15 protein-coding genes are annotated in these 13370 nt (G+C 68.1%); 8 read left to right on the top strand and 7 right to left on the bottom strand.

What is annotated here, in order from left to right; all coding sequences use genetic code 11:
- Positions 1-20: 20 nt before the first annotated feature.
- A complete protein-coding gene (locus tag HJG44_RS20065) occupies positions 21-1208 on the top strand; it encodes a CaiB/BaiF CoA transferase family protein (protein WP_171220124.1) in 1188 nt (395 codons plus the stop codon).
- 55 nt (positions 1209-1263) lie between these two features.
- Here HJG44_RS20065 and HJG44_RS20060 read toward each other — a convergent pair whose 3' ends face one another.
- The 6 genes from HJG44_RS20060 to HJG44_RS20035 all read right to left on the bottom strand — a co-directional run bounded on the left by HJG44_RS20060 (position 1264) and on the right by HJG44_RS20035 (position 4259).
- The gene (locus tag HJG44_RS20060) at positions 1264-1629 is read right to left on the bottom strand and encodes a hypothetical protein (RefSeq protein WP_171220123.1); all 366 of its coding nucleotides are present in this window, start codon (positions 1627-1629) and stop codon (positions 1264-1266) included.
- Positions 1630-1743: 114 nt separating this feature from the next.
- Positions 1744-2733, bottom strand: a complete 990-nt coding sequence (gene cysK / locus HJG44_RS20055; RefSeq protein WP_171220122.1) for a cysteine synthase A — start codon at positions 2731-2733, stop codon at positions 1744-1746.
- A 73-nt stretch (positions 2734-2806) separates the two neighbouring features.
- Complete coding sequence (locus HJG44_RS20050) at positions 2807-3256, bottom strand: RrF2 family transcriptional regulator (RefSeq protein WP_171220121.1); 450 nt, start codon at positions 3254-3256, stop codon at positions 2807-2809.
- 10 nt (positions 3257-3266) lie between these two features.
- Positions 3267-3755: a dUTP diphosphatase gene (gene dut / locus HJG44_RS20045; protein ID WP_171220120.1), complete on the bottom strand. Its 489-nt coding sequence runs from the start codon at positions 3753-3755 to the stop codon at positions 3267-3269.
- Entirely contained in the window at positions 3752-4015 is a 264-nt protein-coding gene (locus HJG44_RS20040; protein ID WP_174873200.1) for a hypothetical protein, read from the bottom strand. The genes dut and HJG44_RS20040 overlap by 4 nt, the downstream gene beginning before the upstream one ends.
- 10 nt (positions 4016-4025) lie before the next feature.
- On the bottom strand, positions 4026-4259 hold the full coding sequence (locus tag HJG44_RS20035) for a type II toxin-antitoxin system VapB family antitoxin (RefSeq protein ID WP_346767225.1): 234 nt from the start codon (positions 4257-4259) through the stop codon (positions 4026-4028).
- A gap of 200 nt (positions 4260-4459) precedes the next feature.
- Here HJG44_RS20035 and rpmI point away from each other — a divergent pair, with 200 nt between their 5' ends.
- From rpmI to HJG44_RS20005, 6 genes are all read left to right on the top strand, one after another.
- The gene (gene rpmI, locus HJG44_RS20030) at positions 4460-4660 is read left to right on the top strand and encodes a 50S ribosomal protein L35 (protein WP_171220119.1); all 201 of its coding nucleotides are present in this window, start codon (positions 4460-4462) and stop codon (positions 4658-4660) included.
- Between the two features lie 69 nt (positions 4661-4729).
- Positions 4730-5107 carry a 50S ribosomal protein L20 gene (rplT, locus tag HJG44_RS20025; RefSeq protein ID WP_171220118.1) on the top strand — a complete coding sequence of 126 codons (378 nt, stop codon included), beginning with the start codon at positions 4730-4732 and terminating at the stop codon, positions 5105-5107.
- Between the two features lie 147 nt (positions 5108-5254).
- Positions 5255-6337, top strand: a complete 1083-nt coding sequence (gene pheS, locus HJG44_RS20020; RefSeq protein WP_171220117.1) for a phenylalanine--tRNA ligase subunit alpha — start codon at positions 5255-5257, stop codon at positions 6335-6337.
- A complete protein-coding gene (pheT, locus tag HJG44_RS20015) occupies positions 6334-8763 on the top strand; it encodes a phenylalanine--tRNA ligase subunit beta (protein WP_171220116.1) in 2430 nt (809 codons plus the stop codon). The genes pheS and pheT overlap by 4 nt, the downstream gene beginning before the upstream one ends.
- Positions 8760-9662: a DUF1186 domain-containing protein gene (locus HJG44_RS24300; protein ID WP_171220115.1), complete on the top strand. Its 903-nt coding sequence runs from the start codon at positions 8760-8762 to the stop codon at positions 9660-9662. Before pheT ends, HJG44_RS24300 begins: the two co-directional genes overlap by 4 nt.
- Positions 9663-9673: 11 nt before the next feature.
- Complete coding sequence (locus tag HJG44_RS20005; RefSeq protein WP_171220114.1) at positions 9674-10861, top strand: serine hydrolase domain-containing protein; 1188 nt, start codon at positions 9674-9676, stop codon at positions 10859-10861.
- 13 nt (positions 10862-10874) lie between these two features.
- Here the strand turns inward: HJG44_RS20005 and ku are convergent, their stop codons facing one another.
- Positions 10875-11825, bottom strand: a complete 951-nt coding sequence (ku, locus tag HJG44_RS20000) for a non-homologous end joining protein Ku (RefSeq protein ID WP_171220113.1) — start codon at positions 11823-11825, stop codon at positions 10875-10877.
- Positions 11826-11960: 135 nt separating this feature from the next.
- Here ku and HJG44_RS19995 point away from each other — a divergent pair, with 135 nt between their 5' ends.
- The gene (locus tag HJG44_RS19995; protein ID WP_171220375.1) at positions 11961-13253 is read left to right on the top strand and encodes an adenylate/guanylate cyclase domain-containing protein; all 1293 of its coding nucleotides are present in this window, start codon (positions 11961-11963) and stop codon (positions 13251-13253) included.
- The last annotated feature ends 117 nt before the right edge of the window (positions 13254-13370 follow it).

Genomic DNA, 13370 nt, shown 5'->3' with positions numbered 1-13370 from the left:
CCGCATCGCGCGAGAGGAACATGTCCGGCCCGCTTACCGGTCTGAAGGTCATCGAGCTCGGGCAGCTCATCGCGGCGCCCTTCGCCACGCGGCTCCTGGCCGAGTTCGGCGCGACCGTGATCAAGGTCGAGCCGCCCGGCACCGGGGATCCGCTGCGCAAGTGGCGCAAGACGCATGACGGCACCTCGCTCTGGTCCTATGTGCAGAGCCGGAACAAGCACTCGGTCACGATCGACCTGAAGGCGCCGGAAGGCCAGGATATCGTGCGCCGGCTCGCGTCCGAGGCGGACGTGGTGGTGGAGAATTTCCGGCCGGGCACCCTGGAGAAATGGGGTCTCGGCTTCGAGGAACTCGCGAAGCTCAACCCGCGGATCGTCCTGGTCCGGCTCTCCGGCTACGGCCAGACGGGTCCCTATCGCGAACGGCCGGGCTTCGGCGTCATCGGCGAGGCCATAGGCGGCATCCGCTACACGACCGGATCGCCCGACCGGCCGCCCTCGCGCGTCGGCGTCTCGATCGGCGATTCGCTTGCGGCGCTGCATGCGGTGATCGGCACGCTGATGGCCATCGTCGACATCGCCCGCAATGGCGGGACGGGGCAGGTCGTCGACGTGTCGCTCTACGAGAGCGTGTTCAACATCATGGAGAGCCTCATCCCCGAATACGGCGTGCTCGGCGAGATCCGGGAGCGCTCGGGCGGAGCCCTCCCCGGCATCGCGCCGACCAACGCCTACGAAGCGAGGGACGGCTACGTGCTGATCGCCGGGAACGGCGATTCGATATTCCGCAGGCTCATGAAGGCGATCGGGCGCGACGATATCGGCCAGGATCCGCGATTTGCGGACAATGCGGGTCGCGCCGCGGAGGCCGATCTCATCGACGCCGCGATCGAGGCCTGGACGAAGGAGCGGACGGCCGAGGAGGCGCTCGCCGTGATGAACGAGGCCTCAGTGCCGGCGGGCCGCATCTACAACGCGGCCGACATCATGGGCGATCCTCACTACCGGGCGCGCGAGATGATCATCGAGACGAGGCTGCCCGACGGGACGCCGATGCCCGTGCCCGGCATCGTGCCGAAGCTGTCGCGCACGCCCGGCTCCATGCGCTGGCTCGGGCCGAAACTCGGCGAGCACACCGACCAGGTCCTCGCGGAGGCCGGCTACTCGGCCGAGGAGGTCGCGGATCTGCGCCGGCGGGGGATCGTCTGAGAGGCGCGCGGCCCCGGCGGCGACGGCCGGGCCGCCCGCCTCTCCTCCTCCGCTCTCACGCCTTCCCGAGGCCGGAGGTCGCCCGCTCGATCGCCTCCTTGGCGGCGGGGCTCTCGCCCGCGAGCTTGGGGCCGCCGGCGTCGCCCGCCGCATCGCTGATCCGGGCGATGTTCTCGGGCGGCGTCTCGGCGGCGGTCTGGTCCGAGGTCTCGATGCTGCCGCCCTCGACCGAGTCGAGCCGCGGCCGTCCGGAGGCGACCCGCGCCGTCTCGGCCTCCCAGCCCGGATCGCTGTTCAAGCGGCGCTGCAGCTCGCCCGGCCGCGCGAGGTCCGTCGGCGCGTCCTGGCCCATGAACTGGCCGTTCTCGTCGCGATAGGCGTCGAAGCTCTTGAGGTTGTCCGTCTTGCCCTGGTCGGCCATTGGGTTCTCCTGGTCCGTCGGCAGGAGAACCCGCGGCGCACCGGGCGGTTGCCGCCCGCACGAAAAAGGGCGGCCGGAGCCGCCCCGATCCGGCCTGCCGCCGGGTAGGAGTGCCTAACCGATCCCCTCGAAGAGGGCGCTCGAGATGTAACGCTCGGCGAAGGAGGGCGCGATCGTGACGATGCGCTTGCCTTCCATGCCGGGCCGGGCTGCGATCTCGAGCGCCGCCGCGACATTCGCGCCCGTCGAGATGCCGCCAGGGATGCCCTCGACCTTCGCCAGCAGGCGGGACGTCTCGAACGCCGTCTGGTTGGACACCGTGAGCACCTCGTCGATCACGCCACGGTCGAGCACGTCGGGCACGAAGCCCGCGCCGATGCCCTGGATCTTGTGCGGGCCGGGCTGGCCGCCGGAGAGGACCGGCGAATCCTCCGGCTCGACCGCGACCACCTTGAGGTTCGGCAGCCGCGGCTTCAGCACCTCGCCGACCCCCGTGATGGTCCCGCCGGTGCCGACAGCCGCGACGAAGACGTCCAGCTTCCCGGCGGTGTCGTTCCAGATCTCCTCGGCCGTCGTCTCGCGGTGAATCTCGGGATTTGCCGGGTTCTTGAACTGCTGCGGCATCACCGCGCCGGGCGTCTCGCGGATGATCTCCTCCGCCTTGGCGACCGCCCCCTTCATCCCCTGGGGACCGGGGGTGAGCACGAGCTCGGCACCCAGGAAGGCCAGCATCTTGCGCCGCTCGAGCGACATCGTCTCCGGCATCACGAGGATGAGCCGGTAGCCGCGCGCGGCCGCCACGAAGGCGAGCGCTATCCCGGTATTGCCGGAGGTCGGCTCGACGAGCGTGCCTCCCGGCTTCAGCTGCCCCGACGCTTCCAGCGCGTCGATCATGTTGACGCCGATGCGGTCCTTCACGCTCGCGATCGGGTTGAAGAACTCCAGCTTGAGGAGGATCTCGGCCCCGACGCCCTTCTGCTTGGCCAGCCTGTCGAGCCGGACGAGCGGGGTATCCCCGATCGTCTCCGTGATGGATCCGTAGACCCTGCCGCGTCCCCGGGTGAGGGGCTCGTTGACGGGTTGCCTCAACGCTGACTGGGCCATGACGCTCTCCTGAGATATCCGCCTGCCTAGCTTATTTCCATTCCGCTGTCGATGTTCTTCAATTATCACTGTTTCAAATCGTGAAATCGACCGGATGGTCGCTGCCGCCGGTCTTGTCGACCCTGCGGCACAGATCCTCGACGGTAATCCCGTCGAGCTCGCGCAGGAAGACCTCCCCGGCCGCCGCGACGGCCGGCGCCACGACCTCCTCGACGAGCGGCGAACGGGGTTCCGGCGCACCCTCCTCGTCGCGCATCTCGGGTCCGCCCTGAGCCGCACGCACGATGTCGCCGACCGTGACGCGGCGGCGCTCGCGAGCGAGTTCGTACCCGCCGCGCGGCCCTCTCAGGCCTTTCAGAATACCATTCCGGACGAGCGCCTGGAGCACCGTCTCGAGGTGCCGCGGCGGCAGGTTGTGACGCGCTGCGAGAGCCTTGGCGGTCACCGGCACGGGCCGGGCATGAAGCGCCACGTCGACAACCGCCGCGATCGCGAACAGGCTGCGGCGGGACAGGAGATTCATCGGCTTCTTCTCAGCAGGGGCGGAGTCCGAGACCGGTCGACCCGAAGCCGGCCGCGCCGCGCGCGCTAGGGTTCGAGAACTCGTTCACGACCCTGAATTCCGGGCGGGCGACGGCGACGAACAGCATCTGCGCAAGCCGGTCGCCGGGCGCAATCGTGATGCCCTCGCCCGAGCCCGGCGGATTCCGGTTCCAGGCCGAAACGAGGCATGTCCCCTCGTAATCGGCATCGATGATCCCGACCGTGTTGCCGAGCACGAGGCCGCGATGGCCGAATCCGGAACGCGGCGCGATCACGGCGCACCAGCCCGGATCCCCGATCCGGATGGCGATCCCGGACGAGACCAGCACCGGCGGGTCGCCCGGCGGCAATGTCACCGGCTCGTCCAGGCATGCGAAGAGGTCGAGCCCCGCTGCCATCTCCGATCCCCAGTGGGGAAAGCCCCAGGCGGGGAGACGCGGGTCGAGAAGCTTCACTTCGATAGGCGGCAGCGCCGTCATTCAAGCCCCCTCGGCGGCCACGCCGAGCCTTGCTGCAAGGGAACGGAGTCTCCGGTCACCGGTCCAGATCTCGCATCCGGCGTCAACCGGGTCGAGACAAGCAGATGCGCGTCGACGTAGCCGATTCCGCTCCCGGCCAGCCCGTGCCGGTCGATGAAATCCAGCACTTCGGCATGGAACGCGATGTTTGCCCGTGGGAGTCTCTCGAACGCGCGAAGGACCTTCCGATCGCGCAGATTGCCCAACGCCAGCTCTCCCATCACGAAAGGATCACGCCAGCGGCGGGCGCCGTCGGGGCGGAGCCTTGACGTCCCGCTGGGCTCCGCCGAGCTTGATCAATCGTCGTGCAGCTTCCCGCTCGCCGAGCGCCTTCAGCCCCTCGCGGACGAGGGCGAACTTCTCCGTCGCGCCGGTATGTTCCTGAGCCGTCCGGAGAAGGTCGTCATCGAGAACGATCGTCGTTCGCATGGAGATGTTCCGGCAGCGCAGCACGGGTTTCAGCATCGTTTGATGCTCATTTCAATGCCGCGCCCGGCCGTAGCCTCCCCTCCCGCAGCGTCTTGCCCCTCCCGCGATAGTCTGCCATAAGCCGCGCCTCTGGATCGCCCGGCCGGTAGGGCTGCCGTGGCGGTTCATCCCTGCTCCAAGCAGCAATCGATGCGCCGCCCGGGTCCGCCCGGGCGCGGCGCGTTCAGGAGAGCCAAATGCCCAAGCTCAAGACGAAGTCGGGCGCAAAGAAGCGCTTCAAGATCTCCGGTACGGGGAAAGTGATCAGGGCCCAGGCCGGCAAGCGGCACGGCATGATCAAGCGGACCAACAAGCAGATCCGCAACCTGCGCGGCACGACCACCCTGTTCAAGGGCGACGCCGACAACGTGAAGAAGTTCTTCCTGCCGAATGGCTGACATTCGGCAGAACGGCTGAAGAACCGCACGCATCCGCAGACACCGATTTAGCTTCCCAGGAGATCACCCATGGCCCGCGTGAAACGCGGCGTGACGAGCCACGCCAAGCACAAGAAGGTTCTGGAACAGGCGAAGGGCTTCTACGGCCGCCGCAAGAACACGATCCGGATCGCCAAGCAGGCGGTCGAGAAGTCGATGCAATACGCCTACCGGGATCGCAAGAACCGGAAGCGTTCGTTCCGCGCCCTCTGGATCCAGCGTCTCAACGCGGCTGCCCGCGAGCACGGCCTGACCTATTCGCGCCTGATCGACGGCCTCGCCAAGGCCGGGATCGAGGTCGACCGCAAGGTCCTGTCCGACATCGCCATCCGCGAGCCCGAAGCCTTCGCAGCCATCGTCGCACAGGCGAAGGCGGCGTTGCCGGCCGAGTTTGTCAAGGCAGCCTGACCACTCACGTTGCTGTCATGGCCGGACCTGCCCTCGGACTTGATGGGGGGACCCGGCCATCCCCGATAGGTTGAGGCGCTGCGGTTCTCCGATCGGGGTCGCCGGGATAAGCCCGGCGATGACGCGTTCGAAGCAGATCGCCCGCCCATGACCGACCTCCAGACATTCGAACGCGATCTGCTCGCCCAAGTCGAGGCCGCACCCGACGAGGCGGCGCTCGAGGCCTTGCGCGTCTCCGCCCTTGGAAAGAAGGGCTCCGTCTCGGAGCTCCTGAAGACGCTCGGCCGCATGACGCCCGAAGAGCGCAAGGAGAAGGGCCCGCTGATCAACGGGCTTCGGGACAAGGTTCAGAACGCGATCCTGTCCCGGCGCGAGAAGCTGGCCGACGCGGCCCTCGAGTCCCGGCTCGCCGCCGAGCGCGTGGACGTCACCTTGCCCGTCCGCGATGCGCCGGAGACGCGCGGGCGCATCCATCCGATCAGCCAGGTGGTGGACGAGCTCACGGCGATCTTCGCCGATATGGGCTTCCGGGTAGCGGAAGGCCCGGACATCGAGACCGATTATCTCAACTTCACGGCGCTCAACTTCCCGGTCGGGCACCCGGCCCGGGAGATGCACGACACCTTCTTCCTCCAGCCCGACCACAAGGGCGAGCGGAAGCTGCTGCGCACCCATACCTCGCCCGTGCAGATCCGCACGATGAAGGCGCAGGAGCCGCCGATCCGGGTCATCATCCCGGGCCGGACCTACCGGCATGATTCTGACCAGACCCACACGCCGATGTTCCATCAGGTCGAGGGACTGGTGATCGACCGCGAGGCGAATCTCGCCAACCTCAAATGGATCCTCGAAGAGTTCTGCAAGGCCTTCTTCGAGGTGGAGGAAGTGAAGATGCGGTTCCGGCCATCCTTCTTCCCCTTCACCGAGCCCTCGATGGAGGTCGACATCCAGTGCTCCCGCCGCGGCGACGAGATCCGCTTCGGCGAGGGGGACGACTGGCTGGAGATCCTCGGCTGCGGGATGGTGCATCCGAACGTGCTGCGCAATTGCGGGCTTGATCCGGACGTCGTGCAGGGCTTCGCGTGGGGCATGGGCATCGACCGCATCGCCATGCTGAAATACGGAATGCCGGACCTGCGCGCGTTCTTCGACGCGGATATCCGCTGGCTCGACCATTACGGCTTCCGGCCTCTCGACATGCCGAGCCTGGTGGGCGGGCTGACGTCATGAAATTCACCCTCTCCTGGCTCAAAGAGCATCTCGACACGGCCGCCTCGCTCGAGGCTATCACCGAGACGCTCACCCGCATCGGGCTCGAGGTCGAAGCCGTCGAGGACAGGGCGGCGGCCCTGCGGCCCTACGTGATCGCATCGGTCGTCTCGGCCGAGCAGCACCCGAATGCCGACCGGCTCCGCGTCTGCATGGTCGATACCGGCTCCGGCGAGCCGGTCCAGGTCGTCTGCGGCGCACCGAATGCCCGCGCCGGCATGAAGTCGGTCTTCGCGCCGCCCGGGACCTATGTGCCCGGCAAGGACCTCACGCTCGTTGTGGCGAACGTCCGCGGGGTGGAGAGCCGCGGCATGCTCTGCTCGGCCGCCGAGCTCGGGATCTCCGACGATCATGACGGCATCATCGACCTGCCGGCCGATGCACCGGTCGGGCAGTCCTATCCGGCCTATGCCGGCCTGGACGACCCACTCATCGAGATCAATCTCACACCGAACCGGCCGGACTGCACCTCCGTGGCCGGAATCGCGCGCGACCTCGTCGCAGCGGGCATCGGCTCGTCCAGGACCCCGAAGGTCGAGCCCGTCCCGGGCTCCTTCCCCTGCCCCATCCAGGTCCGGCTCGATCTCGAAGAGGACGACCGCAAGCTCTGCCCCGCTTTCGCCCTCAGGCTGGTGCGTGGGGTTAGGAACGGGCCCTCGCCCGAATGGCTGCAGCGACGCCTCGTCTCGATCGGGCTTCGGCCGATCAACGCGCTCGTCGACATCACCAATTTCGTCACCTTCGACCGCGGCCGGCCGCTCCACGTCTTCGACGCCACGAAGGTGGCCGGCAATCTGACGGTGCGGCGGGCGAGGTCCGGCGAGGAGATCGTCGCGCTGGACGGGCGGACCTATGCGCTGGACGAAGAGATCGTCGTCATCGCCGACGAGAACGGCCCGGAATCGATCGCCGGCGTCATGGGCGGCGAGCATTCCGGCTGCGATGAGGACACCACGGACGTGCTGATCGAGTCCGCCCTTTGGGATCCGCTCAACATCGCCAGGACCGGGCGGCGGCTCGGCATCAACACGGACGCCCGCTACCGTTTTGAGCGCGGCGTCGATCCGGCTTTCACGGTGCCGGGGCTGGAGCTTGCGACGAAGCTCGTTCTCGATCTGTGCGGCGGCGAGCCGTCGCAGATCCTGCTCGCGGGCGAGATCCCGGAGCGCGAGCGCGCGATCGACTTTCCCTGGAGCGAGGTGAAGCGCCTCACCGGCCTGGACCTCCCGCGGGCGGAAGCGAAGGTCATCCTCTCTGAACTCGGCTTCACGGTCGCGGGCGGGGCCGCGAACGAGAGGGTCAAGGTGCTCCCGCCCTCCTGGCGGCCGGACATCGAGGGAAGGGCCGATCTCGTCGAGGAGGTGGTGCGCATCGCTGGGCTCGACCGGGTCACCTCCCAGCCGCTGCCGCGCATCCAGCCGGGAGTGGCCAAGCCGATCCTCACGCCGCTGCAGAAGCGGACCCGGCTCGCCAGGCGCGAGCTCGCCGCCCGCGGGCTTGTCGAGGCCGTCACCTGGTCCTTCATCTCGCACGACGAGGCGAAGCTCTTCGGCGGCGGCGCGCGAGCGCTCCAGCTCGCGAACCCGATCGCCGCCGATCTCTCGGACATGCGGCCGAGCCTCTTGCCGGGTCTCCTCAAGGCGACCCAGCGGAACGCGGACCGCGGCTACGGCGACGTGGCCCTCTTCGAGGTCGGCCAGTGCTTCGCCAATGATGAGCCCGAGGGCCAGTCGATCCACGCCGCCGCGATCCGCCGCGGAACGGCCCAAGTTGCCGGGGCCGGTCGCCACTGGGATGGCAGTGCCGGGACGGTCGACGCGTTCGACGCCAAGGCGGACGCCATGGCGCTGCTCGGTGCCCTCGGCGTATCCACGGGAGGCCTTCAGGTGGTCCCCGGCGGACCGGACTGGCTCCATCCGGGCCGATCGGGGACGCTCCAGTTCGGGCCGCGTAACGTGGTCGGCTCCTTCGGCGAGCTGCACCCCCGCATCCTCAAGGCGCTGGATGTCAAAGGCCCGCTCGTTGCCTTCGAGATCGCGCTCGATGCCCTCCCGCTGCCGAAGTACCGGCCGACGAAGATGAAGCCGAAGCTCGCGCTCTCCGACCTGCAGCCGGTGCGGCGCGACTTCGCCTTCGTGGTCGGCCGGGAGGTTGCGGCGGGCGAGGTCCTCCGCGCGGCCGAGAACGCCGAGCGCGGCCTCATCGCCGGCGTCAACCTGTTCGACGTCTACGAAGGTCAGGGCATCCCCGCGGACAAAAAGTCGCTGGGCCTGGAGGTGACGCTCCAGCCGACGGAGCGCACGCTGACCGATGCGGAGCTGGAGGCGGTCTCGGCCAAGATCGTGGCCGCGGTCGCGAAGAAGACCGGCGCGGTGCTGCGGTCGTGAGCGAGGGCTGGGGCGGCGACCTCATCCCGGCCGGGCGGATCAATCTCGTCGAGGCGCTTTCCGTCGCGCAGCATCTGCCGGCGGAGGCGCTGAAGGAGGCGGTCCGCCGCCCCCAAACGGTGGCCGAGCCCGTGCTCCAGGCCGTCGAGCGCGCTGCATCCGGCGAGACGCTGACGAGCCGTGAGCAGAACCTGCTCTTCTGGGGCATCCATGTGCTGGGGCAGGCCCGCGACATGCGCCTCTTCCGGCCTTTGCTGCGATTGCTCGCCAGATCATCGGACCAGCTCGAGGAGCTTCTCGGCGACACGCTCACGATGACGCTGCCCAAGATCGCGGTGAGCGTCTTCGACGGAGACGCGGAGGCGCTGGAAGCGGCTCTCGCGAACCCGGAGGTCGACGAATTCGCCCGCTGGAGCCTGTTTCAGGCGCTCGCGTTCCTGACGTTCGAGCAGCGCATCCCGCGCGAGCGGACGCACGCCTTCCTGCGGCGCTTCGACGACGAACGGCCCATTCGGGCAGGCGAAGCCGGCTGGGCCGGCTGGGAGGAGGCCGTCGCGCTGCTCGGGTTCGACGACCTCGCCGGGCGCGTGACCGCCGCGCGGAACGAGGGCAGGCTGCTCGAGGATCTCACCGAGGCCGCTTCGTTCGACGAGATGCTGGATGCAGCGCGGCTACGGCCGGCGGACAGGTCGCGCTTCGATCCGGTCCAGTACGGCTATCTGGACGACGCCCTGGCGGCGCTGGACCACTTCCTCTCGGCCCGTCCCGAGCCCGACGACCCTGGCGAGGAGCCGCTCCGGAACCGCTTCCGGCATGTCGGCCGCAACGATCCCTGCCCGTGCGGCTCCGGGCGCAAGTTCAAGAAGTGCTGCCTCGGCAGGGAGGCCTGGCCGGGCTAGGGAGAGAGCGCATGTCGGACACGATCGCCTGGGCGAAGCCCGAGGATGTCGGGATGTCGCGCGAGCGCCTGGCACGCATCGGCGACGTGATCACGGCCGACATCGAGAAGGGCCTCGTACCGGGCGCCGTGACGGTCGTCGCCCGGCGCGGACGCATCGTCCATTTCAAGGCCTATGGCCGGCGCGATCCCGCCCGGGACGAGCCGATGGAGCGGGATGCGATCTTCCGCATCTACTCGATGACCAAGCCGCTCGTCTCGGTCGCCCTCATGATGCTGGTCGAGGAGGGCCGCCTCCTTCTGTCGGATCCGCTCAGCGCCTTCGTGCCTGAATTCGCCGAGGCGAAGGTGCGGGTCGAGCGCGAGGGCGGGTTCGACCTCGTGCCCCCCGCCCGGCCCATCACGATCCACGATCTCCTGCGGCACAGTTCGGGCCTGACCTATGAATGGATGGACGACGGCCCGGTCCAGACGGCCTATGCGGAAGCGGAGGCGGGACGCCGCAGCCGAAGCAATGCCGAGCAGGCGGCGCTGCTCGCCACGCTGCCGCTCCTGGCGCATCCCGGGACGGAGTGGAACTATAGCCGCTCGACGGATCTTCTCGGGCGGGTGATCGAGGTCGTCACCGGCCTGTCCCTCGGCGTGGCGCTGCGGTCTCGGCTCTTCGAGCCGCTTGGCATGATGGAGACCGGCTTCGTCGTGCCGCCGAACTACCAGGCTCGGATCGCGCAGCCCTTCCCGACCGATCCGGAGACTGGCGAGGCCCAGCACCTCCTGGATATCTCAGCCGAGGTCGCGATGGAGAATGGCGGTGGTGGTCTCGCCTCCACGACCTCTGATTATGCCCGCTTCTTGCACATGCTGGTCTCGGGGGGGCAGCTGGACGGTGTGCGCTTCCTGTCGCCCCGGACGCTCGCCTATATGACCGCCGACCATCTCGGGCCCGAGATCCGGATCATGCCAGACATCCTGCCCGAGGGTTACGGCTTCGGCCTCGGCTTTGCCGTGCGAAGGCAGGACGGGATTTCCAGCTTCCCGGGCTCGGCCGGCGACTTCTATTGGGAGGGGCTTGGCGGCACGAGCTTCTGGGTCGATCCGCGCGAGGAGCTCTACGGCCTGATCATGGTGCAGGCGCCCGGCCGGCGCGAGCATTACCGCCGCATGATGCGCCAACTCGTCTATGCCGCGATCATGGACTGAGCCGAGGTAGCCCTCAGCTCGCCTTCTTCAACTTGGGCGAAGGTTTCGCGCCGGCGCGCCGGGCGGCGGCCACAGGGGCCTTCGGCTTCGGATCGGCGGCAGGCTTGGCCGGCTTGGCTTCGGCGGCCGGTTTGGCCGCCTTGGCCCGAGCGGGGGCCTTGTCCGCCTTCTCCGCCTTCCCGTTGTCCTGCTCGGCCGAGATGGACCGGCGCAGCGCGTCCATCAGGCTGACGACGTTCGAGGGCTTTGCGGGCACGTTGACCTTTATGGGCTGGTGCGTCTGTTTCGCCTTGATCAGGTCCAGCAGCGCGTTCTGATAGCGATCCTCGAAGCGTTTCGGATCGAAATGCGACATCTTGCGGCCGATGATGTGGGTCGCAAGGTCGAGCATTTCTTCCGAGACCTCAGGCTCGCCGATATTCTCGAAGTAATCCTCGTCCTCCCGCACCTCGTAGGCATAGCGGAGGGTCGTCGCGACCAGGCCCTTGCCCCGCGGCTCCAGCATGATAGGCCGCTCCCGCCGGTAGAGGACCACGCGGCCGAGGCCGACCACGTTCTTCTGGCGCATGGCCTCCCGGATGACCGCGAAGGCTTCCTCTGCGAGCTTGCCATCCGGGGTGAGATAGTAGGGGGTGTCGAGGAAGGTCTCGTCGATCTCGTCGCGCGGAACAAAGGTCTCGATGTCGATGGTATGCGTCGACTCGATGGCGACGGAGTCGATCTCCTCCTCTTCGAGGATCACGTACTCGTTCTTAGCGACCTGATAGCCGCGGACCTGCTCGTCCGAGGCGACCTCCTCGTCCGTTTCCGGATCGACGAGCTTGCGCCGCAGCCGGTTTCCCGTGTCCCGGTGGAGAAGGTGAAAGGACACCCGCTCCTTCGTGGTCGTCGCCGGGAAGAGCTGGACGGGACAGGACACAAGCGAGAGCTTGAGATATCCCTTCCAGTTGGACCGGGGGGCCATCGGCGAACTCCGTACGCTACGAGCACTCGGGGCAACTCGACTCGGCCGAGTCAACGGCTCCTCGATGGACTCGTTCCCGCCACGTTTCCGAAGCTTGGCTTGCGCTTCACCGAAGGTGCAACCACCTTGCAGCCGATGCTCGATTCCGAACCCACGGCTCCGCGCGCCTGCTCCTGGCCGAGCGCCGACACGGAGGGCGAGGAGATCGGCGATCTCGATCAGGCGCTGTTCAGACCGGGACTCGCCCTGCGTGACTGGCTTCTCGCGGAAGGCACCCGGCTTCAGGATTGGGCGGGCCTGCTGGCGGGCCTCGCCGAGCGGCTGAACGCGCTGGGCGTCCCGGTGGATCGGATGACGACCGCGATCGACGCGCTCCATTCGGAATATGCCGGGGTCGGGCGGAGATGGACGCGGGAGGGCGGCTATACCTCCCAGCTCTTCCCGCACGGCGAGGCGTCCGAACGCGCCTACGAGCGCAGCCCCTTCGCCGAGGCGCACCGGACGGGGCGCTGGCTGGTCCTGGACCTCCGTAGGACGCCGGACGACGCCTTCGACATCATCCCCGAGCTGAAGGCCGAAGGCTACGTGTTCTACATCTGCGTGCCCCTCTGTTTCACGAACGGCACGCGGAACGGCGTCACCTTTGCGACCCGGGCGGAGCACGGTTTCGACCGGCGGGCGCTTTCCGTCCTGCGCTTCGTGATGCCGACGCTCGCTGCCGTCCTCGAGACGCGCTCGGTCAACCAGCGCCTGGACAATGTCCTGCGCATCTATGTCGGCAACGAGCCGCACAAGGCCATCCTGTCGGGCACGATCCAGCGCGGGCAGGTGAGCCGCATCCGCTCCGCGATCCTGTTTGCCGACATGCGGGGCTATACGCGCATATCGTCCGGTCTCGAGCCGGAGCGCGCGGTCGAGCTGCTCAACACCTTCTTCGACTGCCTGGTCCCTCCGATAGAAGCGCAAGGCGGCGAGGTGCTGAAATATCTCGGCGACGGCCTGCTCGCGATTTTCCCCGATAACGGCGACGACACCGGCGGCAGTGCCCAGGCGGCGCTTTCGGCCGCGACCGCCGCGCTGGTGAAGCTGGATGAGGCCAATCGGGCCGGGCGCTTTCCGGCGCAGGTCGAGGCCGGGATCGCGCTTCATCATGGCGAAGCGGCCTACGGCAATGTCGGGTCCGGCGCGCGGCTCGATTTCACGGTGATTGGCCCGGATGTGAACCTAGCGAGCCGCATCGCGGAGATGAACAAGGTGCTCGGCGAGCCGCTCCTCCTCTCGAAGGCGTTCGCAGACCACCTCGGGGCCGATCCGGAGATGATCGGCCGCCATCCCCTCGACGGATTCCTGGAGCCGGTGCCGATCTATCGCCTCCGGCCCGACGGACCCTCGCGGAAGGAGCAGCGGGAACTCGCCCGGGCGTCGTAGCGTCCCTGCGGCGTGCGCAACGGCACGGCGAAACATCTCCGCAATGGAAGTCTGCACAGGTCTGAAGCGGAAGGTCGCGTTTGCTTGCTGCCGCGCGGCCCGTGGCTTTATACCTGC

The organism is Enterovirga aerilata, from assembly GCF_013044135.1.
GTDB classification, from domain to species: Bacteria; Pseudomonadota; Alphaproteobacteria; order Rhizobiales; family Beijerinckiaceae; genus Enterovirga; species Enterovirga aerilata.
This window is presented reverse-complemented; position numbering and strand designations above follow the sequence as displayed.